The organism is Legionella cardiaca (genome assembly GCF_029026145.1).
Classification (GTDB): Bacteria; Pseudomonadota; Gammaproteobacteria; order Legionellales; family Legionellaceae; genus Tatlockia; species Tatlockia cardiaca.
Map to the genome: position 1 here is coordinate 2,328,653 of NZ_CP119078.1, position 25,391 is coordinate 2,354,043.

Below are 25,391 nucleotides of genomic sequence, written 5' to 3' on the forward strand. Positions count from 1 at the left end.
GAGATGTGTATAATCATTGATTTAATACAAGCCGAATATTAAATTCGGGTTAACAAACAATAAGAAAAAACCATGTTTAAAATATTAATCTCCACAGCCATGATTTTATTCTCATGTCTGGCGCAAGGAAAAAGCACGCCGCTTTATCAAGTTGATCTGATTGTCTTTACGCATCAAAATGCCTCTTCTTTACTAAATGAACTAAACGAGGCCGCTCCTAACACCTTACAGGGTATTCCCTTGCGTACAGAAGCAAAATCCAATGTCCCTTATCATTTATTACCATCTTCTGCTTCAAAATTACGTCAAGAGTATTGGGCTTTGAATCGCAAGCCACAGTATCATGTACTTTTACATTACAGTTGGTTACAACCCTTTAATAATCAACAAGCCGTTTTGTTGCCTAAACTCAGTAAAGATGGCTGGCAGTTAGAGGGTAGTATTCGAATTCGACGTTCAAATTATTATTTATTGGATACCAATTTATTATTTTCTACTGCATCTAATGATGCCTCCTTTGCTTTTGTACAAAAACAGCGATTAAAAGGAGGCAGCATTTATTACCTGGATAACCCTCATGCGGGAGTGCTTATTAAGGTACATCAAGTAAGTTAAAACTTGCGGCCTAGGCTAGCAACTTGTTGCCGGCCTTCGTTATTATTTCTGTTATAGCCTGCAAACATTGCAATTTTGCAGTTCCCGGACGCCAGTAAAGCGCTATAGTACGAAACGGGACTGGTTCTGCAAAAGGAATAATCTGTAATCCCTCTTTATTATCATGCACAGATAAAGCTGGTAACAGCGTCACCCCAACCCCAGCTTGTACCATAAAACGTAATGTTTCTAAACTCGTCGCTGTAAAATCAGCTCGCGCTTTCGCTTTCGCTAATTGACAAATTGCCATTGCCTGTTCACGCAAACAATGTCCCTCTTCTAAGAGCATCACCTGCTGATCCATTAGATCTTGAAGCTTCATTTCTGATTTATTTTTGCAAACCCCTTTTTTAGCAGCAAAAAAGAAAGGTTCTTCAAAAAGAACTTGCATCGCGAATTCTTCAGCAATAGGCGTTGCCATAAGAGCTGCATCTAATTGGCCAGTCATTAATTTTTCAATTAAACGATGTGTTTTTTCCTCCACCAGCCAAACTCGCAATTGGGTAAATGCATCTTGAATTAAGGGCATTACATGCGGAAGTAAATAAGGGGCCAGAGTAGGAATAACACCCAGATGCAATTCACCTGCAAAAGGATCGGAAACTTGGCGAGCAACCTCCTTCATTTCACGAACTTGCGCTAAGATTTGTTGTGCTCGTCCCAAAAGGGCTCGTCCTCCATCTGTTAGCATAATTTGTTTATTATTGCGTTCAAAAAGAAGAATACCCAACTCATCTTCAAGTTTTTTTATCTGCATACTTAACGTTGGTTGACTAATATGACAGCGTCTTGCCGCTTCGCCAAAGTGCATAACATCTGCCAAAACAACAAAATAATGCAGGTCACGTAAATTCATACTCGCTCACAATATTATTTTAGATATATCCAATCCCTATGAAGTTGTGTATAGTCACCCCTTTTCTAATATATAACAAAAAACTAATGACTCTTGTTAGTATTCCTCTTGTAAAAACGGTACAACGCTACGGTATCTGGTTAATCGGTGTTTCATTTGTATTGTTTCAATTTTTCCTACAATTGTCATCTGGTGTAGTCATTGGTTCCATTATGCACGAGATGCCTCTCTCAGCTTTGAGCGCAGGACTTTTAAGTAGTGCATTTTATTATGTTTATACTAGCTTACAAATTCCAGTTGGTATGCTGTTTGATCGTAAAAACACCCGACTTTTATTGGCTTCAAATGCTACCCTTTGTAGTATTGGTTGCTTTTTCTTTGCACATAGTCATAGTTTTCTCTTTTTAATGATTGGTCGTATTTTGATAGGCACAGGTTCTGCCTTTGCTTTTGTCGGTTTATCTCAACTATTGCGGCAGCATTTTCCCTTAAAACAATTTGGTTTTATGATTGGCTTATCAGAAACCTTGGGCTTCATCGCAACCATGGTTGGCATGATAAGTATGGGAAGTCTAATTACCGAATGGGGATGGCGCAGTTTTATTAATGGAGCTGCTATTATTGGTCTTTGTATTGCTTATTTTATTTGGCAATATTTACCTGATTACCCCAAAGAGTTACCTAAATTTAAATACAGCCAACAGATTTTCCAAATTTTTACGAACGGTCGCGCATGGATTAATGGTTTATTTGTGGGTTTAAGTTTTACTGTCATCACTGTTTTTGGAGCGATGTGGGCGGTTCCTTTTATCCAAATAAAACTGGGTTGCAGTTTAAAATTAGCAAGCCTGGCTGATTCTTTGATTTTTCTTGGCGCTGCTTTAAGTTGTCCTCTTTTCGGATATTTAGCAGCGTTATTTAAACGCCGCAGACCACTAATGCTGACCTCTTGCCTTACCACAACGGGTTTAATATTGGGTGCTCTTTATTTACCTATTCATAGTACTTTAATCATGGGATTATTAATGTTCATGATTGGTTTGTGCTGTGGGGCATATATGCTTGCCTTTTCCATAGCGAATGAATTGGCACCAACCGAATCACTCTCCACATGTACTGGCTTTACAAATACCTTAGCAATGCTGACAGCCCCATTACTACAACCATTAGTGGGTTTTCTTCTAGATAGGCTTAACTCAGGCTCCTTACTTGAAGCTTATCAAACAGCCTTACTTATTATTCCAGTCAGTGTTCTTATTGCGGGCGGCCTTGTCTTTTTCTTGCCTGATAAAGCTGCCAACCAAGAATATCCTCAATCTTGTTTATGATTGAGAACATATTCTTATTTTTTGTACCCCATTCACAAACCATGTCGTCCTGAGGAGTTTACGACGAAGGATCTCCTGAATGTGGCATGAATATCTTACATTTAGGAGATCCTTCGCTTCGCTCTGGATGACGGGTGAACTCTGGATGACACGGGGGCTGTGGATAACATAGGGCGTGAGCAGTTACCATTTTTTTAACTTAATTTTTTATCTTCCTGCACTTTTTTTCCAAATTCATCTTTATTGATGGAGCAAAAGCCGGGCTTTAAATCATCAGTAAGACCTGCAATAAGTTGGTGTTTTTCCGTCTCTTTAGCAAGAGCATCCTGCAACAACAATTTAACTTTCGGGGAGGCAATGTTAATACTCCACATACCTTCTTTGGCTTCTTTGACCGTTACAAATTGAGACATTGATAGGGGTGTTCCCTGAGCATCGCGCCATCCGGCTATTGCACCTCGTAAAGCATCCGCTTCCTGTAAGTTCACCGCATAAAAAGCACTGCCATCATTAAATTGACACAAAACTCCCGTAAAGGGATGTAACGTATCTTGAGGTTTACTTACCCAGATCTGACGAAACCACGCTTTAGGAGCGGTTACGAATTGCTCGTTGTTGTCTGCACCAGTTTGCACATGACCATTTAATCTACCAGTTTGGTTGACTAATAATTCTACGCCTGAGCGCAAGCCTTGGACCGTTGCGGTGGTAGGTACTTTTCTTAGCATGTCAGCTTTGAAATTAAAGCCTTTTTTCTCCCTGGTCTTAATACCAAAGACCCAGCTGTTATTAATTGGGTTAAATTGTAAAAAAGCATGTCCTACATGCCAGTTACTAACATCAGGCTTTTCAATGGTTGCACTGCTTTCCTCAAATAATAAAAGATCTTTAGTTTGTCCATCAATAAGCGCTGCCACTGCATGAAATTGTGTATTCTTGCGATGCATTTGAAAATAATAACTATAGCGTTCACCACTTTCATTTGTTACAGTCCCGGCGAATACCCACTCTGCTTGTGGCGCCTCTAAAGAAAGAATTTTCTTTTCTGAGCTGCTCGTTTCAGGTTCTACTGTATCCGCAATCGCGTAACTTCCTGTAAATAGTGCAAAGCATAGAAACAACTTCTGCCATCGTACGTTCATCTTAAATATAGCCTTGTAATTGTTCATGAGACCATAATGCTTGCCAAAAAGAATCACTTAATTTTGCTTCTACTGGTAAAAAATACCAGGAATCATCTGCAAATGATTGACATTTGACTGCATCTTTTTCTGTCATCACCACGGTCCTTTCCCTGAAGTGTAGTTCATGCAGCTGAAAATTGTGATGATCGGGAAAAGGATACTTTTTAAAGGATATTCCAAGATTATGCAAGGTGGAAAAAAAACGTTGTGGATGGCCAATAGCGGCAACTGCCGCCACTGGAGTAGAAACCGCTTCCTGATTAATTTCTTCCCCAGTTAAAATATTAGTTAGCTTTCCTGGCTCTAAGGTCATTGAGTATCCATTATTTCCTTCGCCACCATTTACCACGATTAAATCAATTTTTTTCAATCGCTTTTGTGTTTCACGTAAAGGTCCTGCCGGTAAACATAATCCATTGCCAAAACCACGCATACCATCAATAACCACAATTTCTACAGCTCGCCCCATCGCATAATGCTGTAAACCATCATCACTAATTATGATTTCACTCTGATATTTATCAAGCAAATATTGTACTGCCTCATTGCGCTTTGGTGCGATAACAACGGGACAAATTCTCTTTCTGGCAAGTAATAAAGGCTCATCTCCGACCAATCGGGCATCATCGGTAACGGAAACTTCATGAGGAAATTGTTTTATTGTGGCCCCATAACCCCGGCTAACAATACCGACACGCAAACCTCTTGCCAGCAATTGTTTTGCCAAGGCAATGACTAATGGCGTTTTTCCCACCCCTCCAACAGTCAAATTACCAATGACAATAATAGGAACAGGAAATTTTTTTTGATAAAAGAACCGTAAGTAAACCCGGCGAATTGAGATTATTGCTTTGTAAATTTGGGCTAAAGGCCATAACAACCAACGCATTGGGTGTTTACCATACCATAATTTATCGAAGTTGATTACGCTACGGTTACTCATGTGGACCAGTTATTTCCAAAAGCTTATGCGATAGCTTTTTCATGTTCAATCCCCAGTTTTTGCGTACTATATAACTGAGCATATTGTCCCTCTAAGGCAAGTAACTGTTGATGAGTACCTTGCTCTACAATTTGCCCTTGATTCATTACAATGATTTTATTTGCTCGTTTAATGGTTGATAATCGATGAGCAATAACAAGTGTGGTGCGATTCTGCATAACCTTTTCCAGAGCCGCCTGAATATACCTCTCTGACTCACTATCTAAGGCCGAGGTTGCTTCATCCAGGATTAAAATTGGTGCATCTTTTAATATAGCGCGTGCAATAGCAAGACGTTGCCGCTGCCCTCCTGAGAGTAGAACCCCATTCTCACCAATTTTCGTATCATAGCCCTCTGGTAAACGACAAATAAACTCATCAGCAAAAGCAAGTTTCGCAGCCTGAATAATTTGCTCTCGACTGGCATCTGCGCATCCATAGGCAATATTATTGGCCAAGGTATCATTAAATAAGGTCACATGTTGGCTGACCAAGGCAATCTGCTCACGCAAACTACTAAGTGCCAAATCAGCAATGGAATCACCATCTAAGCGTATACTACCTGTATTTAGCTCGTAAAACCGAGGCAGAAGACTAGCAATTGTCGTTTTTCCACTACCCGAGTGACCGACCAGGGCAACCGTTTCTCCAGCGGCAACACTAAAACTAACATTATGAAGAACCCTTTGTCCCTTACGATAAGAATAACTTACCTTATCAAATTCAATAGCTCCTTTTGCTTTTTGCTGCAATTGCTTGCCCTGTTCGTTCTCTACAGGTCTATCTAGAAGATCAAAAACACTTTCAGCACCAGCTAATCCTCGTTGAATGGTCGCATTTAATGTTGTTAAGGTCTTCATAGGCTTAATCAACTGAAGCATGGCCGCAATAATTGCTAAAAACGAGCCTGCTGTAATCGTGATCACCGTAGCTAATTGAATAGCCGCTAAAATAATAGCAGCAATTCCCACCGCAATTACAAACTGTACCCCTGAAACATTAATTGCTTTATTTACAGCAACTTTCATGTCATTTTTGCGTGACATTTCTGTTGCTTTATTAAATTTGGCCAATTCATAGTCAACACCACCAAAAATTCTAACGACTTGATAACCTTCGATTACTTCACCAGCAATCTCGGTCACTTCGCCCATGGATTTTTGTACTTTGTGACTAATGCGTCGCACGCGTTTATTAGTGTAATTAACAATGATGCCAACAAAAGGGATAGTGAGTAAAAACATCAGGGACAATTGCCAGTTAATTACCATCATGACAATTAACAATCCGATTACTAGACAGGTATTTTGCACAAAATCCGTTAATGCGTCCGCACTAACTTGGGCGACTTGCTCAACGTCATATAAAATTTTTGAGAGTAGCTGCCCTGAAGTTGCTTCATCATAATAATCCGCAGGAAGTCTAACGATATGCGCAAAAACCCGTTGACGTAAGACCTTAACGACAGATCTGGCGACCCAAGTCATGCAATAACTACCTGCAGAACTTACTAAACCACGAATGGTAATGCCTAAAAGCACAATTAAAGGGATTTGCTTAACGAATGCCATGTCAATATCAATGAAACCTTTATCAAGAAAAGGTCGCATCATATAAGTAAAAATGGCATCAATCGCTGAATAGAGAATATTGGCAAAAATACCTAATAATAAAATAGACCAGAAAGGTTTAACGTAAGATAACAGACGCCGATAAAGAGGACCTGTTTTGCCATGGGGCTTTTTGTTCATTAGCACTAAAATAAGGTTGGAATCGATGAAAGACCGGATTGTACTCTTAAATGACAGGTACGCCAACTAAAGATTTGCAAAGGGAGTAGATAAAAGAACTGGTCTGTACAGCCAAGCTTTACAAACCAGTTCGGAAGAATTAAGCGGAAGGAGCAATGGCTGTTTCAACGGCAGCCTCAAGAGCTTTTGCTCGGTTATAGCTTTCAGGCTTAAATTTAAAGAGACTTAAGTCTTTTCTGTATGCGGCAACTGCAAGATAAGGAATCACTAAAGAAACAACAGCCGCTAAAATATTCAGGCATACTTCACCAACTTTTTTCATTTTAAAACCGCGAAACTTTTCCAGTTCAGTAAGATTTTCTTGAGAAAATAGTTTTTTTGCTTCTTCTCCATAAGTTTTAGCATCACCAGTCTTAATAAAGTTCTCATTAAGCTCCATCATTTTTTTATGAATACCAGTTACGGCTTTAGCAGCATCTGGGTAAGCATCAAGGTCTTTTATCTTTTTCGCTAACTCGCCTAAGCGTTCATTGACTATTTTTAACTTGATTGCTCGAGCTGCTTTTTCTATAGTTAAAGGCTCTTGTTTCTCAGATGCAGAGAATAATGGTGTCTCTTGAGTGTTTTTACTTTTTTCGTCTAAAACCTCTTTTTCTGTTGTTGAAGATTTCTCAACTACTACAACAGTTTCTTTAGTTACTTCACTAGGTATCTCAGTTACTACAACAGTTTCCTTCGTTGCTTCAACCTGCTCCTTAGGCGGAGTAACTGTATCAGTGACAACTGGTTTTTGCTTTGCCTTTTCATTAATTTTAATAATTCGCATCCTTTCTAATTCAAGAATTTTTTTATCTAAGTCGTCTAACACTTGTTGCTGTTCACTACTAAGGCTAACCGTGTCTTTCTTTTTGATTTTAGCTAATTCTTCCTGATATGTAGTTTTAGCCTTAATCAAAGCCTCCATGGAATTACTAAGGCTATTATTTTCCAGATGTCTAATGTATATGCCTTTACGCGATTCAACTTTGTTAAAATAATCTTGCGTATGTTTTGCGTTAGGTTTAACTTTTTTAACTCGATTGGTCATTACAGCCCCCTGCTGATAAAAATTAGTACAAATTGTACTACATATTAAATGCTTTTAAAATAAAGAATGTGTTAAAAAAAATTTCACCATTGTAAATTTTTTTCACTCTTATGTCTAATATGTCATTTCCCAGAGGGAAAACACAAAAATAATCAGGACATTAAGCGTTAACTGCTACGTTATTCAGACTTTTTATTAATGTTGAAATTAATCCTGGCCCTTGGTAAATCAGCCCGGTATAGAGTTGTAACAAGGAAGCACCGGCCTGTAATTTTTCTTGTGCCACCGCGGGATTATCTATTCCCCCGACACCGATTAGGGTGATTTCGTTGCCAACGATTTCTTTTAATAAACGTAAACATTGTGTTGATCGTTCAGCAAGAGGACGCCCACTCAGCCCTCCTTGTTCATTACCATGAGGAAGATGAGCAACTGCTTCACGCGTGCAAGTAGTGTTCGTGGCAATAATTCCCGCAAGCCTTTTTTGCAATACAATTTCCGCCATTTGCTTTAAGGTTTCATCAGGTTCATCAGGCGATAATTTAACCACTAAAGGGACAAAGCGTTGATATTTATCGTATAGACGTTGTTGCTCTTCACCTAAATTACCTAATAGTTGAGTAAGAAATTTATCTTGCTGCAATAGACGCAAATCAGGTGTATTAGGCGAGGAGATATTAATCGTCACGTAGGAAGCATAGGGATAAATTTTACGCAAACAATATAAATAGTCTTCGCTTGCACTTGTTAATGGTGTGTCTTTATTCTTACCAATGTTAATGCCTAATATGCCCTTATAATTCGCTTTTTTAACATTCGTTACTAGTGCATCCACGCCTAAATTGTTAAAGCCCATGCGATTAATGATTGCTTTTGATTGAGGTAGACGAAATAGTCGTGGCTTGGGATTTCCCCATTGTGGACGAGGAGTTACCGTACCAATTTCGATAAAGGCGAAGCCTAATTTGCTTAAAGCATTAAGATGCGCACCATTTTTGTCCAAACCTGCAGCAAGTCCAATTGGGTGAGGAAAAGTCAAACCCATAGCATTTATGGGTTGGCTTACAGGCTTTTTAAAGCAACATTTGGGTACCCAATGTAACGCTGACAATGTCAACTCATGAGCTTTCTCGGCATCCAGCTTAAAAAGCAGAGGACGAATGAGTGAATACATCCTTAAAACTCCAAATCACAAATATAACTCAGCAAACGCTGTCAAGTGAGCGAATGATAACTTAAGTTTATGGTAAGTGATATCAGGATTTCTTAGGTCCTCATGCTTTTTACGCTATACCTATTTGAAGCAGGAAGAAAAAAACTGATTTTTATCATCCAACCCCAAATTCTGAATTTAAAGGATCGGGATTTGCAGATGAACTAGCTTGCCATTGTGCAAATAATTGTTCAGGGGGCAATATCGCCCACTGCACTGGAGGAGGGCCGATATTATCTTGAGGTGAAACTTCAGGTAACTCAGGGGCAAATTTTTTACGTAAGATATTATAAACTAGCTTGTCATAAATATTGTAGGCGCCTTCCTCTCTAATCGCCTCACTCGCTTTAAGTAAAAATTTAACAGCATGCAATTCATAGTTTTCATCAAGCATCAGGAAATTTCCCAAGGTTTCGCATACTTTCGGATCAAGACCTTCAATATCGGAAATAGCCATAATCCCATTGAGAATCAGCAATTCAGTATTGTTATATTTTGGGCGTTGGAAAAATCGCACGCATGAATTGCTAGATAAGGGAGATGAGGTATATTCCTCAATAAGCCCCTGACACGCTCGTCCTAGAAGAAAATCATTTTTTGCCCCTTTATCCATAAAAAAACTATTTAAGGCCAGGCGATAATCTCCGTTTAAATAGGTAACCATCCAATACACGCCAGGAGGAACCTGCGAAAATGAGAGGTTTTCCTCTGGTAAAATTTTAGCGATTAATTTTTCATTATTTAATGAAAATATACTCGTAAAAAGAGCTTCTTTAACTTGGTGAGGCAACTGCAATTGTCGGGAAGAAATTGCTGCTCTACGAAGACATTGAAAACGAGTTGCAATAGAGAGAAGACCTATGGCATCAAGTATAAGAAATACATTGCGTTTTAAACGCTGGCAAAGACTAGTATGAGAAGGCGCATTTTCAAGACAGGCCAGGGCAAGATCTAGTGCAGTCATCCCTTGTTTTGTGTACACTTCTTCATAGGGAGGATCCAATTTTCTTTTTGTATAGCCACAGCTAATTTGTTTCGTAAAAATTTTTTCCTGGATTTCCTGAGGCAATTCTCTAATTGTCGCCATTAACGAAGGTACTACTTGCGGTAATTGAAATATTGCATGCATTAGAACGTTCCACCCATCAGCATTAGCAGCCAATAAGTGAGGAGCTAAACAGTCTGGACCTATGTCCTTTATCTCTCTTAACAACGCGTCAAAAACATCTGGTAATAACGTTTTTGTAGCTGACATTAAAATATTTCCTATAGAGACATGAGAAACTATCCTCCTTCTAACATTCAAGTCAGCTTTTTTACCCGCTTCTAATAACAAAGGAACGAGATGTGGATTGTTGTTTATAGCATTAGCTAATGTATTTTTTTGAATGATTTCTTGTAAGAACTCATCACCATAACTTTCGACAGCTTTTATTAAGTCTACCATTACCTTGGGTTTCGCGTGGAAAGTGGCATGTACAAAAGCCTTTCTCAAGACACTCTTGGTTAACTCTGAATCCAAAGGTTTGATTTCTCTCATTAACAAAGAAATTGCCTGCGTATTGCAGCCTATAGTTTCAATCACATATTTGTCCTGAAAAATCTCTTTTCTCTCGTTTTCAGGTAGGAATTTTAATAATTCTATCATTTCGGAAACTAATTGCGGTTGATGTGGAAGCGCCCTAACCGCTTGTTTTAATAATCCTTGTAATTGCGCAGATTGAAATTTCCCCTCAAGGCATTTTTTCTTAAGGTAATTTAGTAACTCGGCAGAAAAATCTGAATGAAGCTTCATGGCATTGGTTAAAAAATAAGGCACCGCTAAAAGATTCCACAATTCATCATCATAATCTGAATCAAATAAAAAATTAGCTTCAGCAAAGTACTTAACCACCCGCGACTGATCATACTCTGTTACTACATAAGCATTTTCCTTTACTAGAAGCGCAATGATTTGGCTATTTTGTTGGTACTGTTTTTTATTTCTGAGGTTAGGCATAAATCATCCTTACTGACCAGATAATCAACAAAAATAGCATAAACTGATTAACAAATTATTAATTAACTACTGCAGGTAGCCACTGTATTCGCTCCTAATATACGACAAAATACCAATCCTTATAGTCATTCTTATTATTCTGAGTTAAAGTAAATTTTTAATTTTTATTTTGTTACAACTTATGGGGCAGTGCATGCGGGGCATCATTAAGCTAGCAACTTATCTTGGATTATGCCTCTTGCTATCCTGCCGCATTGCCCTCCCTCCACAAAAACAAGTGCAGCATTTGCAAGCAACGCCTAAAATGGACAACACGATTCATGCAAAACTAAAAGAAAAACAATTCTTTCAGCAAGGAGATTGGCCAAACCAACAATGGTGGCTATCTTATAACTCACCTCAACTAAATGAATTAATTAAAGAAGCTTTGCTTTGCAATCCTTCTATCCAGGAAGTCAAAAGCCGTATTGAAAAGGCAAAGCAAGAAGCAATCGTTACCCGCTCGACCCTATTTCCATTGATTTTTTTTAATGCAAAAGAAAACAAGCAATATTTAAGTAAAAATGGTCTATATCGAGCTTTAAATCACAAAATTCCCCTAAACGCCAATCTCTTGGATTTATCCCTGGCATTTACCTATGATCTCGATTTTTGGGGTCAAAATCATAATCTTTTTTATGAAGCAATCGGACGTGAAAAAGCTGAGGAAGCTGAAGCCGCTGAAGTGCAACTGATAATTACAACGGCAATTGCCCAAGCCTATTTTGCCTATAAAGTAAATCTAGTTAAAAAGCAATTTTACGAACAGCTAGTTCAAGTGCGAAATAATATCGTCAAATTGCAAAATTTAATGGTTACGGAAGGTCTTGCCGACGACTTACCAGCTTATTCGGCTTTTGAAAACCTGGTCGAAGCTAAAAAATTGCTTGCGAGTATTGATGAAGAAATTGCTATTGATAAGCATCTGGTTAATATTTTAGCAGGACGAGCCCCGGATTCCCCTTTACTAATCGACAAGGGCTTGCCCCCTCTCCCACAAAAATTACAGATTCCCAAAACACTTTCGCTTGATCTTGTAGCACGCCGCCCCGATCTTATGGCGCAAATTTGGCGTGCAAAAGCCTTAGCTTACAAAACCAGTGCCGCAATGGCAGATTATTATCCCAATGTTAATCTCATAGGTTTAGTGGGTTTAGAGAGCACGCATTGGGATAAACTCTTACGAGTCTCCAGCTTTACAACGGCAATTAGGCCAGCCATACATTTACCTATTTTTACAGCAGGCGCTATTGCTGCAAATATTCGGGCAAACAAAGCAGAATTTGATGCAGCAATTTTTGCCTACAATAATTTGTTATTGCAAAGTACTCAGGAAATCCTTGATATTCTTGCATTTACTCAAAGTGTTTATAAGCAGAAAAACGAGCAAATGAGCATTCTTAATTATGCTATTAAACGCTACGACTTAGTTCGCTTGCGGGAAAAAAAAGGTCTAGACAATGGATTTAATATTTATTCTCTCCAGGAAGAATTGATTAAACAAAAACTTATTAATCTCACTTTGCTTTACAATCAATATTTGGCCTCCATCAAATTAACAAAAGCTTTAGGAGGTGGTTATTGTGACGCTAATGTTCCCTTGGTGAGGCAGGCATGAAACAAAGGAAACCAATCTATTATTTAGCTATTATCACTTTGGTATTGTTACTAGGTGTTTTTATTTATTGGTTATTCGTTTGGCGACTTCAGGTCTATACCAATGACTCTTATGTTCAAGGTAATCAGGTACGCATTAATGCATTGCGAGAAGGATTTGTTACCTCAATCTATTCAGATGATACGTTTCTTGTAAAAAAAGGCCAGTTATTAGTTACTTTAGATGAAACTGATTCTCTCATTGCCTTGGAGAAAGCCAAAGCAAAACTTGCACTAACTGTGCGGGAAGTTTGTCAGGCGTTTCATGATGTTTTCCGACTTAAAGCTGAAGTTGGAGTCAGGAAAGCAGAACACCTAAAAGCAAAGCAGAATTTTCGCCATCGCGCCGGAGTTATCAAGGCCCGAGGAGTTTCTTTAGAGGATTACCAGAATGCGAGTGATGATTTAAAAGCCAGCCTTTCTGCATTAAGAAGCACCAAAGATCATTATCAGAAAATCCTGGCTTTTGTCCAAGGAAGTTCAATTACCCAACATCCTTCAGTTCAACATGCGGCCCAAGAAGTCAGAGATGCCTGGGTTCAACTCTATCGCTGTAAAATCTACGCACCCGTGGATGGTCTTATTGCGCAACGAACAGTGCAAGTCGGAACGACAGTGAAGCAAAATGATTCGCTTATGTTTGTTATTCCCCTGGATCAGATGTGGGTTAACGCCAACTACAAAGAAACACAATTAAGGCACATTCGCATTGGCCAACATGTGAATATTACCTCTGATTTGTATGGTCGAGGTGTCGTTTTTCATGGAAAAATCGTCGGTTTACCCGGGGTTGCTGGAAATGTCTTTGCTTTATTACCGCCGGAAAATTTATCAGGAAACTGGATAAAGATAGTCCAGCGACTACCCGTACGTGTAGCACTGGATGCTAAGGAGTTAAAGGAGCATCCTTTACGAATTGGCTTATCACTTGAGACTACCACTGACATTTCTACCGATGGCCTCCTGATTCCTGATTCAGTGAATTCTCCTACTTACACAACGGATATTTTTAACAATGAAGAAACAGGGAATAGAGAACTCATTGCCGATATTATTGCCAGTAATATTGATCCCAATTTAGAAGCTTACGCGAATAATCCCCTTCCTCTTAACGAAATTTCTATCGCCGGAAAAGAAGAATGACACTCTTTATCCTCGTTCTCTCTCTGTGCGCTGTTATCTTTAATCTTACCCTGCCTATCATGGCAGGTCTTTATATTGTTGGCGACTTGGGTAGTAGCACTTTTCTTAGTGTTTACGGGGTTAGTTTTTTTTGCATTGGCAATGTACTAGGAATGCCTTTAGGTAAACCTAATATGACCCGCCTAAGTGCAGTGCAACTTTATTTGCTGTGTTTGGTGTTAATGACTCTTTTTTCCTGGCAGTGCGCAACCTCCCAGGATTATTTTCATTTCATTTTGTTTCGTCTTCTTGAGGGTTTTGCCTCAGGGCCTCTTTATTTAATTATTCTGGGAAGCCTGATTCCCAGTATTTGCTCTCCACAAAAACAGGCTAACTTGCTTCCTGTTATATTTGTGTGTTTTACCTTCATTCCTGTATTAGGTGCAAGTTGGGGGGGCTGGATTGCTTATTCTTATAACTGGCGTCTACTATTTTTTGCCAATATTCCCTGGTGTCTTCTTCTCATTATTTATATCAGCTATAAATTTAAAGATTTTCATAAACCAACAGAAAAAATCGTTTTTGATGGAATTGGCTACACTCTCTATTTCATCGGCGTATTTTTTATTAGTAGCGCTTTAATTACAGGACAGGAACTTGATTGGTTTCGCTCTTCACTCATTAATTTCCTCATTGTCTCTGGCAGCTTGAGTCTACTTTTTTTTATTGTTTATAGCCTATCATCTCCCAATCCCATTATTGATTTGAAGCTATTAAAAAATTTTTATTTCTCTTTTGCCATGTTTAATATTGGTTTTCTGTTTGGTATGTACTTTGGCATGGTCATTCTGCTATCTTTGTGGCTTAAACTGTATGTCAATTACACACCTAACTGGATTGCGTTAATCATTGGAACGATGGCTTTTGCGGCCTGGGTACCCTTTTTTTTAAATTATAAACGTTTTGACCCACGGCTGCCTTTAGCGATTGCTTTGATATTCTTTGCCATCTCTTGCTTTTACACTACATCTTTTAATACAGAAATTAACTTCAATCGAATTGCTTTTTCAAGAATTTTGGCAGGTCTGGGTCTTCCTCTTTTCCTCCCCCCTCTTTTTCGATTTTCTATACAGGACCTGCCTTCTGACAAACGAGGGGAATCTGCTAATTTCTTTCATATTATAAGATTACTGAGCAGCGGGTTGGGTGCGTCTTTATTTGTTATTTTATGGCATCGTCGCCAGGTATTTTATTACGAGCGCTTAGGTGAAAATTTAACTGCTTTTTCTCATAATACAATTAATTTTCTTAATCGCGCGCAACAATGGCATGCGGAGGGAAAAAAGGCTATTGCCCAATTAAATTTTTTCCTCACACGACAGGCTACTGCCTTAGCGCTCGATGATTGTTTTTATCTCATGGGCTGGCTCAGTCTTTTTTTATTAGTCATCCTGTTATTTACTTATTATCCTTTGCAAGTAAGAGCTAAACCTCTGACAAACCCAGGTTAAACTGGACATTGTTGTGCCCACACTCTCAACATGGCATTGCCACTTGGTTGCAAATGGTAGGCAACTTCCTTCACTTCTACACCAAAATTTTCCTGCTGCAAGCCAAGAAGAACAGGCCCAAGAAAAGGTGAAGGATGATTATGACGGTCAATAAGAGGAAAAATTCTGACTTCTTTGGCAACGCGTGCCAATTCTTTGATAACTTTTAAGTGGAACTCAACATCCTGATCATCAAGATCAGCAAATAAATAATGAGAACTTAAGGCAAAATCAAAGGAAAAATCAGCAAACGGCAAATTATAATCATTAATACCACAATAACGCTTTTCCTTTTTTCCTTTTTCATAATCATCAAAAAATTGCCTCATTCCCTCACGTCTTTTATTGATTAATGCATCAAGACTACCATAAAAACTAAAATCAAATTTATCTTGATCTCTGGTAACACGATTAATCATGTCAGCAAAAATTAAATCTACTTTGCTATAAAGTGTATCTTTATCCAGGTTAAACAGTGGGTCTACACTGATGATTGGGCGAGATTGTTTTGTAAGCTCCACATTCACCGCACTGGGTCCACAACCATATTCTAAAATACGGGCATTCTTATCAGTATCAGCCAGATGAAACATTTCCTGATATTCATCGGCATGATGTCCCCAAAGCACAAGTTTACGCATGAATGCCTCCCTCCTTAGTTAACAACACCTACTCTTTGATTTAGACTTCCCTGCAATTGAAAAAAACCTTATTAAAATTACAGTGTACATGGAGTATATGCGCATTTTGAAGGCATTTTTTCATAATGAGAGCCCTCCCATGACAGTTTCTAAAGAAGTCTATTGCAACTTGAATTTGATTGGGTATAGTCTAGCCTATTTGCTTAAGTAACAGGAAGTCAATTTATGCACACAGGCCTACAATATCAACTTGGTGAAACTTACGATCTTTTGCGCGATAGCGTTTATCAATTTGCAAGCCGAGAAATTGCCCCTTTAGCAGCGCAAATTGATACAGATAATGCTTTTCCTAATCATTTATGGCGCAAGTTAGGGGAAATGGGATTACTTGGCATCACCGTTAGTGAAGAGTACGGCGGTGCTAACATGGGTTACCTCGCTCATGTCATTGCAATGGAAGAAATCTCACGAGCTTCTGCGTCAGTGGGTTTAAGTTATGGCGCACATTCTAATCTTTGCGTCAATCAGATTTATTTAAATGGCAGTAGCAGGCAAAAACAAGATTACTTGCCTAAACTAATAAGTGGAGAACACGTTGGCGCCTTAGCCATGAGTGAATCCAATTCGGGATCAGACGTCATCAGCATGCAATTACAAGCACGTGCTGAGGGGAATAAATTTATTCTTGATGGCACAAAAATGTGGATAACGAATGGTCCGGATGCTGATGTTTTAGTCGTGTATGCAAAAACTGATAAACAAGCCGCCAGTAAAGGAATTACCGCATTTATTATCGAGAAAGGATTCCCAGGTTTTCGCACCGCACAAAAGCTTGATAAACTAGGAATGCGCGGTTCAAACACTTGCGAACTCGTGTTTGAACATTGTGAAGTTCCTATGGAAAATGTTTTAGGCGAAGTTAACAAGGGCGCCAAAGTTCTTATGAGTGGATTAGATTATGAACGCACGGTATTAGCAGCAGGTCCAGTTGGTATCATGCAAGCCTGTATGGACATCGTGCTTCCCTATGTCCATGAGCGCAAGCAGTTTAATCAAGCGATTGGCGAATTTCAGTTCATTCAAGGTAAATTGGCAGATATGTATACCGAATTAAGTGCATCAAGAGCGTATCTCTATGCTGTTGCCCGTGCTTGTGATCAAGGCATGGTGAGTCGCAAGGATGCAGCTGGTGTAATTTTGTACACAGCCGAAAGAGCGACACAAATGGCTCTGCAGGCTATCCAGACTCTAGGGGGCAATGGTTATATTAATGAGTACCCTACTGGTCGTCTGTTACGCGATGCCAAATTATATGAAATTGGTGCTGGCACTTCTGAAATCAGACGAATGTTAATAGGACGTGAACTTTTTAACGAAACTGCATAAGGAAAATAAAACATGGAACAGAATGATATTGTTATTGTTGCCGCCAAAAGAACACCCATGGGTGGAATGTTAGGCACTCTATCTGGTTTATCAGCTCCTGAATTAGGTGCTGTGGCTCATCGTGCAGCTATAGAACAAGCAGGAATTTCTCCTTCAGAAATTGATGAAGTAATTAGCGGTTGCGTATTACAGGCAGGTATAGGTCAAGCACCTGCTCGACAAGCAGCAATCTTTGCTGGCATTCCAAACTCAGCAGGCGCTTCCACAGTTAATAAAATGTGTGGCTCCGGAATGAAAGCAGTTATGTTAGCGCATGATTTAATTAAAGTAGGTTCTGCAAATGTGGTGTTGGCCAGTGGCATGGAGAGTATGAGTAATGCACCTTATTTGTTAAGTAAAGCCCGTGCTGGTTATCGCCTGGGCCATGGAGAACTTAAAGATCATATGTTTCTCGATGGTTTGGAAGATGCTTATGATCGAGGTCAGTTGATGGGATGTTTTGCCGAGGCAACTGCCAAGCATTTCAATTTTAGCCGTCAACAACAGGATGATTATGCGATTCGCTCTTTGACTCGTGCCATACAAGCACAAAAAGAACATGCATTTGACGAAGAAATTGCCAAAGTGACCATTTCCGGTCGCAAAGGTGATGTCATTGTCGATAAAGACGAAGGCCCGGATGAAAGCAAATTAGCTAAAGTTTCTCAGCTTCGTCCTGCTTTTAAAGCAGATGGAACGGTGACTGCGGCAAACTCAAGCTCTATTTCTGATGGTGCAGCAAGTCTTATTTTGATGAGTGCAGCTAATGCTAAAAAACGTGGCCTAAAACCGTTAGCACGTATTGTCGCCCATGCAAGTCATGCTCAGGCGCCAGAATGGTTTACAACGGCACCGGTAGATGCAATGCGTAAAGTTTTAAATAGAGCCAATTGGCGTCCCAACGATGTTGATTTATATGAAATCAATGAAGCTTTTGCTGTGGTTGCCATGGCTGCAATAACACAATTAGAGCTTAATGACGACATCGTTAATATTCATGGCGGTGCCTGTGCATTGGGTCATCCAATTGGTGCATCTGGTGCTCGTATCATCGTGACGTTAATGCATGCTCTTAAACAACGTCAAAAAACACGAGGTGTTGCTTCCTTGTGCATAGGCGGTGGAGAGGCAACTGCTATTGCTATTGAAATGCTTTAAGCAATTAAGCATACTGCGAAAAAGTAATTTTAAAAAATTGACTCTATTTTTGTCCTTCCTCATAAGCGGGAATCTACTCAGCAAAATAGGTTCAAAATTTGAATGAAAAATAGATTCCCGCCTGCGCGGGAATGACATAACCTATGCGGAACAGTGATTTTTATACCTGCTCCCTATTTGTCATTTCCACGCAGGAGGGAATCCACCCAGAAGACAGATTTAAAATGAATTTCCGCCGGTGTGGAAAAACATAAATGTTATTGGAATAATAAACGCTTATTAGTAAATATAACAAAGGATGTACATGCTTAGACAAAGTTTAATTTACCTGATACTAAGTATTTTAGTCGTGGTTTTTGCTAAATTTGCCCATATGCTTATTGTCTACATTGATATGCTCTATGCGTTTATTAATGTTAAATTAACCCCTATCTTTAGCCATACTGGTTTGGGTTTAGTCATAAGAAAAGTTATTCTTTTGGTATTTATCCCCGTTATTATTGCTGCAATTCCAGCACTGACCTATAGGCTGGTTAAAGGTAAAGATATGCCTCATCTTATCGAATTAACCTGGTGTTTGTGGCTTGTAATTGTGCTCAGCAATATTTTGATACGTTAAAGGACAAACATGGGCAAAATTATTAGTCAGCTAAACCCTGGCAGTAGCGAATTTAAAGAAAATCAGGTAACCATGCAAAACCTGGTTGCCGAGTTGCAAGCAACCATAAAAAAAATTGCACAAGGTGGCGACGAAAAAGCACGCCAACGGCATCTAAAGCATGGCAAATTATTGCCTCGTGAGCGTTTACAACAGTTATTAGATCCAGGAAGTCCTTTTCTTGAATTATCACAGTTAGCAGCCTTTCAAGTTTATGATGATTATGTACCTGCTGCTGGCATTATCACGGGCATTGGACGTATAGCCGGTATTGAATGCATGCTTGTTGTGAATGATGCGACGGTGAAAGGCGGTACCTATTATCCTTTAACAGTCAAAAAACATTTACGTGCACAAGAAATTGCGCGAATCAATCATCTACCCTGCATTTATCTTGTTGATTCAGGAGGCGCTTTTTTACCTCAGCAAGACGAAGTTTTTCCTGATCGGGATCATTTTGGCCGTATTTTTTATAATCAAGCTACTTTATCAGCAGCTAATATTCCACAAATTGCCGTAGTCATGGGCTCATGTACTGCTGGTGGTGCCTATGTACCCGCCATGGCTGATGAATCTATTATGGTACAAAATCAAGCTACCATCTTTTTAGGTGGTCCTCCTCTTGTTAAGGCAGCCACAGGCGAAGTTATCACCGCTGAAGAATTAGGTGGGGCCGATGTTCATTGCCGTCACTCTGGTGTCGCCGATCATTATGCGGAAAATGATACCCATGCGCTGCATCTGGCACGTATCGCGGTAAGTCATTTAAACCGTCAAAAACCGCAATCGCTCTGTCGCATTCAAAGTCGTGAGCCAGCTTATGATCCTAAGGAACTCAATGGCATTGTACCTGCAGATCCACGTAAGCCCTATGATATTCGTGAAATTATTGCACGTATTGTTGATGCCTCTGAATTTGATGAATTTAAAGCACTCTACGGCACGACTCTCGTTTGTGGCTTTGCTCATCTTTTTGGCTATCCCATTGGGATTATTGCTAATAATGGCATTTTATTTGGGGAAAGCGCTCTTAAAGGGGCTCATTTTATTGAGCTATGCACCCAGCGAAAAATACCTCTTTTATTTTTACAAAATATCACAGGCTTCATGGTAGGAAGTAAATATGAAGCAGCTGGAATCGCGAAACATGGCGCAAAAATGGTGACAGCAGTAGCGAATGCAAATGTTCCCAAGTTTACAGTAATTGTTGGCGGCAGTTTTGGAGCAGGAAATTATGCCATGTGTGGACGTGCTTACGGTCCACGCTTTTTATGGTCATGGCCCAATGCTCGTATCTCAGTAATGGGTGGTGAACAAGCTGCCAATGTTTTAGCTCAAGTCAACCGTGACAAACACAACAAACAAGGAACAAACTGGCCTGCTGAAGAAGAGGAAGCATTTAAAGCCGAGTTACGCGCCCAGTACGAAACTCAAGGCAACCCTTATTATGCAAGCGCCAGACTTTGGGATGATGGCGTTATTGCTCCTGAAGATACACGCACAATTCTTGGTTTAAGTTTATCTGCAGCCCTAAATGCACCTATTGAAACAACCCATTTTGGCGTGTTTCGCATGTAAAGAATTAAGGAGTCCTGGATTAACCATATCCATATTATTAGACTACCAGGGAGCTCAAAAGGAGATAATTGGTGACTGATTTATTACTCAGCGAATTACATAATCATATTTTTATCATTACGTTAAATCGAGTCGATAAACACAATGCCTTTGACGATAATTTATTAGCAACATTGCAAACCACATTGGATGAAGCAATTAATAATCCATTAGTACGGGTTATCTTATTAAGATCAAATGGTCGTCATTTTTCTGCTGGTGCCGATTTGGGATGGATGCAGCGCATGGCGCAATTTAGTGAAGAAGAAAATCTTCGCGACGCGATGGTTTTAGCACGAGTCATGTCAACTTTAAATCAAAGCCCTAAGCCAACCATTGCCATTGTCCAGGGTGCCGCTTTTGGGGGAGGCGCCGGGCTTGCTGCCGCCTGTGACATTACTATTGCCGCAACGACTGCCCGCTTCTGTTTCTCAGAAGTTAAATTAGGTTTAATTCCGGCGGTAATAAGTCCCTATGTTGTTAAAGCAATTGGTGAGCGAGCTGCCAAATGGTTGTTTATCACGGCCGAAACTTTTGATGCTGAACATGCTAAACAATTAGGACTTGTCCATCATTGCGTTGCTGAAAATGAGCTGTGGGGTTTTAGCTTAACTTTTGCTGAACAAATGACAAAACTAGCACCACTTGCAGTACGTGATTGTAAACTTTTAGTCACTGATGTCGCCAACAAACCAATCGATGAAGAATTATTACGCTATACTGCGACTTTGATAGCTAAAAAGCGTGTTTCAGCGGAAGGGCAGCAAGGCTTGCATGCCTTTCTTAATAAAGAAACACCAAACTGGAACTAGGACCTGCGATGTTTACCAAAATTCTTATTGCCAACCGGGGTGAAATTGCCTGTCGCATTATAAAAACCTGCCGACAAATGGGAATTCATACTATTGCTGTTTATTCAACAGCCGACAAAGACAGTCGTCATGTCAAAGAAGCTGATAGTGCTTTTTGCATAGGTGAAGCACCCGCCAAGGCCAGTTATTTGAATATTGAAGCGATCATTGCTGCGGCCATTACCAGTGGCGCCCAAGCCATTCATCCAGGGTATGGTTTTTTGTCTGAAAATTCTCTTTTTGCTAAAGCCTGTGAAGAAGCGGGTATTGTATTTATTGGTCCATCTATCGCAGCCATGGAAGCAATGGCTTCAAAGCAACTGGCTAAACAGTTGCTGGAAAAAACTGCGGTGCCCTTAACCCCTGGCTACCATGGAAGTGAACAAACCGATGAGCGTTTATTAATAGAAGCACGTCGCATTGGCTTCCCAATTTTATTAAAGGCTGCAAGCGGCGGGGGCGGAAAAGGAATGCGTGCAGTTCATAAAGAAGCGGAGTTTGCAGAAGCTTTGGCCGGTGCTCGTCGCGAGTCCATGGCAAGTTTTGCTGATGACACCATGCTTATAGAAAAACTCATTTTAAATCCCCGTCATGTAGAAGTACAAATAATGGCCGACAATCACGGTCACGTAGTGCATATTTTTGAACGAGATTGCTCTATTCAACGTCGACATCAAAAAATAATTGAAGAAGCACCCGCTCCAAATTTGTCACATTCCATGCGCCAGGGTTTAGCAGAAGCAGCCTGTGAGGTTGCTCGTTCAATTAACTATCGGGGAGCAGGCACAGTTGAATTTTTAGTCGACGGGAATGAGCATTTTTATTTCATGGAAATGAATACCCGTCTCCAAGTCGAGCATCCAGTAACAGAAATGATAACTGGTTTTGATTTAGTTACCTGGCAGTTAAAAATTGCTGCTAATGAACCATTACCTTATTCACAAGATAAAATTATTGCCAACGGCCATGCTATAGAATGTCGCATTTATGCTGAAGATCCCCATCAAGGTTTTATCCCTTCCATTGGCCAACTACATTTTTTAAAATTGCCTCACGGTGATGGTATTCGAATCGACAGCGGCGTAGACATCAATTCAACAATTACCATGTATTATGATCCAATGATTGCCAAACTGATTGCCTGGGGTGAAACGAGAGAGCAGGCTTTACATCGTTTGCAAAAGGCATTGGAAAATTATGCGATTGGCGGAGTTAAAACAAACATTTCCTTCTTGCAAACCATTTGTAAACACCCAAGATTTGCAAAAGCGGATTTAAGTACTGATTTTCTATCGCAAGAAACTATTATATTACCAGTTCCTGACAAAGAATTGGCCTTATTAATGGCTGCCAGCTATGACTATCTTGCTTTAACACAGCAAGAACAAGATCCCCTATATCAAGAAAGTTTTGCTTGGCAAATGCATTTAGCAAGTTATTGGTATCGGCGTTATCTTGTCGATGGGCACCTGAAAGAAGTCAAAATTACTCCACTTAGCCCTAACTCTTTCAGGCTAACTCTCGATGAAAAAGAATTCAATCTGCGCTCTCAGCAATTTGGTGACCAACTTGTCATTGATGATGGGCGTCAAACCCAACTTGCCTTCGTTGATAATCAAATGCAAACTATTACCTTCTATTTTAAAGAAGGCCTGATCGCAGTTGAGCGTTTTAGCTGGCAAAATCTAGATACTCAAGCGACAAAAAAAGGGCAACTTACAGCCCCTATGCCAGCAACCGTGGTCGCCATTTTAAAAAATATTGGTGATAATGTTAAAGAAGGTGACAGCTTAATTGTTTTAGAGGCCATGAAAATGGAGCACACGATTCATGCTCCCAAAGATGGGGTACTTGCTGAATTATTTTATGACGTTGGCTCACAAGTAAATGAAGGGGCTGAGTTATTAGCCCTAAAAACTGATTAGGGAAAGGCATGAACTATCCGAAAAAAGTTACGATAGTTGAAGTAGGCCCACGGGATGGGCTGCAAAATGAATCCTCTTTTGTGGCTACCGATACTAAAATTGAATTAATCAATTTATTAAGTCAAAGTGGGCTGCAAGACATTGAAGTTACGAGTTTTGTTTCAGCCAAGGCTATTCCACAATTAGCCGATAATGAAGTGGTATTCTCTTCAATTAAGAAACCTGAACATATTCATTTTTCTGCTTTAGTACCTAATGAAAGAGGTATGCTAAAAGCGCTTGAAGTGGGAACGAAAGAAATCGCCGTTTTTACAGCAGCAAGCGAATCCTTTAATCAAAGGAACATTAATTGCTCAATTGCAGAAAGCATCAAACGTTTTAAACCCGTTCTTGCTTTAGCCAAAACTCATCATATTCGTGTGAGGGCTTATATTTCTTGTGTTCTTGGATGCCCCTATGAGGGAAAAATAGCGCCACAACAAGTTGCAGAAGTAGCGCGCCAATTGTTAGCCTTAGAGGTAGATGAAATTTGCCTTGGAGATACTATTGGTGTCGGAACGCCAAGTCAAACACAAGCTGTTATTAATGAAGTATTGAAATTTTTACCTTTATCACAATTAGCAATGCACTTTCATGATACCTACGGTCAAGCTATTGCCAATATTTTTTCCTCTCTGGAATGTGGCGTTGATCGTTTTGATAGCGCTGTTGCTGGACTTGGTGGTTGCCCCTATGCGCGCGGCGCTACGGGGAATGTTGCCACAGAAGATGTCCTTTATCTCATGCATGGCCTGGGTATAGAGACAGGAGTTGATATTTTTAAAATCGTGGCTGCAGGCGACATGATTTGCAAAGCACTTGGAAAAAAGAACCAATCAAAAGTAGCTAATGCCTTGTTAGCGAATCAAGGCTGACTTAAGCTTATTTCTACACTTTGAGAAGGCAGAGGGGTCTTTTGAACTCGATTGGGATCAATGGTTTTATTGTCAAAAAATTGATAATAACCATTAACGTACCTATTCCCCAAGGAGTATAAAGCCGGGAGAGTCCCTATTGCAGATAATAATAGCAAGACATTCTTTATAAAAGGTTTCCAACTTTGCTCACTTTCAATATGAGCTTCGTATTTTCTCACCATTGCTTTGGCATCATCCAGGAAGCAGCGTTCAATTTTCCTCTTTTCTTCTTCAGGGGTAAACTGCGTAATTGTCTTTTGGACTTTATCGTTAAAACTTTTCAGCAACGTTTCATAGTCTTGCACAAACTGTTGCTTAATTGTTTCTTGAGAGGAGTCAACAAGCTCTATTTCCTGCGAAATATACTCTTTTATTTTTGTTGCAGCATACATAAACACGGCATGCTCAGAAAACGAACTGTCTCGCAATTCAAGTGAAAGCGCATCAAGTGGGGTATCTTGTAAATAGTCATTGCGAATTTCTCTATAACTTTCCCAAAGCACCAACTTCTTTCTTGACATACTTTCCTCCTAAAAATAATTAACTGCATTGTAGTAACAAAAACTTAAGAAATTATTAATAATTTACTAAAAACGGCAAGCATTTTTTTATTAATAGCTCAAGAATTAATTAATTGATTTTAAATGAATTTTTTATGATCTTTTTGTTCAAAAATTATAGATAAAATCTTGTTACCTCATTAAGGGTGAATAGATTGAGTTTGTTGCCAGTTAAGAGT

General features: G+C 39.6%; 21 protein-coding genes. 12 read left to right on the forward strand and 9 right to left on the reverse strand.

The window, feature by feature from the left end; all coding sequences use genetic code 11:
* The first annotated feature begins 72 nt into the window (after positions 1-72).
* Positions 73-615 carry a CsiV family protein gene (locus PXX05_RS09920; protein ID WP_275088069.1) on the forward strand — a complete coding sequence of 181 codons (543 nt, stop codon included), beginning with the start codon at positions 73-75 and terminating at the stop codon, positions 613-615.
* A 10-nt stretch (positions 616-625) separates the two neighbouring features.
* Here PXX05_RS09920 and PXX05_RS09925 read toward each other — a convergent pair whose 3' ends face one another.
* Positions 626-1,510 carry a LysR substrate-binding domain-containing protein gene (locus PXX05_RS09925; protein WP_275088070.1) on the reverse strand — a complete coding sequence of 295 codons (885 nt, stop codon included), beginning with the start codon at positions 1,508-1,510 and terminating at the stop codon, positions 626-628.
* A gap of 86 nt (positions 1,511-1,596) precedes the next feature.
* Here PXX05_RS09925 and PXX05_RS09930 point away from each other — a divergent pair, with 86 nt between their 5' ends.
* Positions 1,597-2,838 (forward strand): MFS transporter, encoded by a 1,242-nt coding sequence (locus PXX05_RS09930; RefSeq protein ID WP_338034418.1) that lies wholly within the window; start codon positions 1,597-1,599, stop codon positions 2,836-2,838.
* Positions 2,839-3,032: 194 nt separating this feature from the next.
* Here PXX05_RS09930 and PXX05_RS09935 read toward each other — a convergent pair whose 3' ends face one another.
* The 6 genes from PXX05_RS09935 to PXX05_RS09960 all read right to left on the reverse strand — a co-directional run bounded on the left by PXX05_RS09935 (position 3,033) and on the right by PXX05_RS09960 (position 11,054).
* Positions 3,033-4,007: a hypothetical protein gene (locus tag PXX05_RS09935; protein ID WP_275088071.1), complete on the reverse strand. Its 975-nt coding sequence runs from the start codon at positions 4,005-4,007 to the stop codon at positions 3,033-3,035.
* Positions 3,982-4,965, reverse strand: coding sequence for a tetraacyldisaccharide 4'-kinase (lpxK, locus tag PXX05_RS09940; RefSeq protein ID WP_420844583.1), 984 nt, complete (start codon positions 4,963-4,965; stop codon positions 3,982-3,984). The genes PXX05_RS09935 and lpxK overlap by 26 nt, the downstream gene beginning before the upstream one ends.
* A gap of 23 nt (positions 4,966-4,988) precedes the next feature.
* Positions 4,989-6,755 (reverse strand): lipid A export permease/ATP-binding protein MsbA, encoded by a 1,767-nt coding sequence (gene msbA / locus PXX05_RS09945; RefSeq protein WP_275088072.1) that lies wholly within the window; start codon positions 6,753-6,755, stop codon positions 4,989-4,991.
* A gap of 139 nt (positions 6,756-6,894) precedes the next feature.
* A complete protein-coding gene (locus PXX05_RS09950; protein WP_275088073.1) occupies positions 6,895-7,842 on the reverse strand; it encodes a hypothetical protein in 948 nt (315 codons plus the stop codon).
* 160 nt (positions 7,843-8,002) lie between these two features.
* Entirely contained in the window at positions 8,003-9,016 is a 1,014-nt protein-coding gene (locus PXX05_RS09955; protein ID WP_275088074.1) for a quinone-dependent dihydroorotate dehydrogenase, read from the reverse strand.
* 154 nt (positions 9,017-9,170) lie between these two features.
* Positions 9,171-11,054 (reverse strand): hypothetical protein, encoded by a 1,884-nt coding sequence (locus tag PXX05_RS09960; protein WP_275088075.1) that lies wholly within the window; start codon positions 11,052-11,054, stop codon positions 9,171-9,173.
* Between the two features lie 193 nt (positions 11,055-11,247).
* On the opposite strand from PXX05_RS09960, the gene PXX05_RS09965 reads away from it, so the two are divergent.
* Genes PXX05_RS09965 through PXX05_RS09975 form a run of 3 tightly spaced genes read left to right on the forward strand, consistent with a single transcriptional unit; the run spans position 11,248 to position 15,382 of the window.
* Positions 11,248-12,711: an efflux transporter outer membrane subunit gene (locus PXX05_RS09965; RefSeq protein WP_275088076.1), complete on the forward strand. Its 1,464-nt coding sequence runs from the start codon at positions 11,248-11,250 to the stop codon at positions 12,709-12,711.
* Positions 12,708-13,892, forward strand: coding sequence for an HlyD/EmrA/EmrK family protein (locus PXX05_RS09970; RefSeq protein WP_275088077.1), 1,185 nt, complete (start codon positions 12,708-12,710; stop codon positions 13,890-13,892). Before PXX05_RS09965 ends, PXX05_RS09970 begins: the two co-directional genes overlap by 4 nt.
* Positions 13,889-15,382 carry an MFS transporter gene (locus PXX05_RS09975; protein ID WP_275088078.1) on the forward strand — a complete coding sequence of 498 codons (1,494 nt, stop codon included), beginning with the start codon at positions 13,889-13,891 and terminating at the stop codon, positions 15,380-15,382. Before PXX05_RS09970 ends, PXX05_RS09975 begins: the two co-directional genes overlap by 4 nt.
* Here PXX05_RS09975 and PXX05_RS09980 read toward each other — a convergent pair.
* Positions 15,379-16,062, reverse strand: a complete 684-nt coding sequence (locus PXX05_RS09980) for a class I SAM-dependent methyltransferase (RefSeq protein WP_275088079.1) — start codon at positions 16,060-16,062, stop codon at positions 15,379-15,381. The genes PXX05_RS09975 and PXX05_RS09980 overlap by 4 nt on opposite strands.
* Before the next feature lie 225 nt (positions 16,063-16,287).
* Between PXX05_RS09980 and PXX05_RS09985 the strand changes: the two genes are divergently transcribed.
* The 7 genes from PXX05_RS09985 to PXX05_RS10015 all read left to right on the forward strand — a co-directional run bounded on the left by PXX05_RS09985 (position 16,288) and on the right by PXX05_RS10015 (position 24,610).
* On the forward strand, positions 16,288-17,448 hold the full coding sequence (locus PXX05_RS09985) for an isovaleryl-CoA dehydrogenase (RefSeq protein ID WP_275088080.1): 1,161 nt from the start codon (positions 16,288-16,290) through the stop codon (positions 17,446-17,448).
* A 12-nt stretch (positions 17,449-17,460) separates the two neighbouring features.
* Entirely contained in the window at positions 17,461-18,645 is a 1,185-nt protein-coding gene (locus PXX05_RS09990; protein WP_275088081.1) for a thiolase family protein, read from the forward strand.
* Positions 18,646-18,949: 304 nt separating this feature from the next.
* Positions 18,950-19,264, forward strand: coding sequence for a hypothetical protein (locus tag PXX05_RS09995; RefSeq protein ID WP_275088082.1), 315 nt, complete (start codon positions 18,950-18,952; stop codon positions 19,262-19,264).
* A gap of 9 nt (positions 19,265-19,273) precedes the next feature.
* Positions 19,274-20,881: a carboxyl transferase domain-containing protein gene (locus PXX05_RS10000; RefSeq protein WP_275088083.1), complete on the forward strand. Its 1,608-nt coding sequence runs from the start codon at positions 19,274-19,276 to the stop codon at positions 20,879-20,881.
* A 71-nt stretch (positions 20,882-20,952) separates the two neighbouring features.
* Positions 20,953-21,732: an enoyl-CoA hydratase-related protein gene (locus PXX05_RS10005; RefSeq protein WP_275088084.1), complete on the forward strand. Its 780-nt coding sequence runs from the start codon at positions 20,953-20,955 to the stop codon at positions 21,730-21,732.
* Positions 21,733-21,740: 8 nt separating this feature from the next.
* Complete coding sequence (locus PXX05_RS10010) at positions 21,741-23,696, forward strand: acetyl-CoA carboxylase biotin carboxylase subunit (protein WP_275088085.1); 1,956 nt, start codon at positions 21,741-21,743, stop codon at positions 23,694-23,696.
* An 8-nt stretch (positions 23,697-23,704) separates the two neighbouring features.
* Positions 23,705-24,610 (forward strand): hydroxymethylglutaryl-CoA lyase, encoded by a 906-nt coding sequence (locus PXX05_RS10015; protein WP_275088086.1) that lies wholly within the window; start codon positions 23,705-23,707, stop codon positions 24,608-24,610.
* Here the strand turns inward: PXX05_RS10015 and PXX05_RS10020 are convergent.
* Positions 24,601-25,173, reverse strand: a complete 573-nt coding sequence (locus PXX05_RS10020; protein ID WP_275088087.1) for a hypothetical protein — start codon at positions 25,171-25,173, stop codon at positions 24,601-24,603. The genes PXX05_RS10015 and PXX05_RS10020 overlap by 10 nt on opposite strands.
* Positions 25,174-25,391 lie beyond the last annotated feature (218 nt).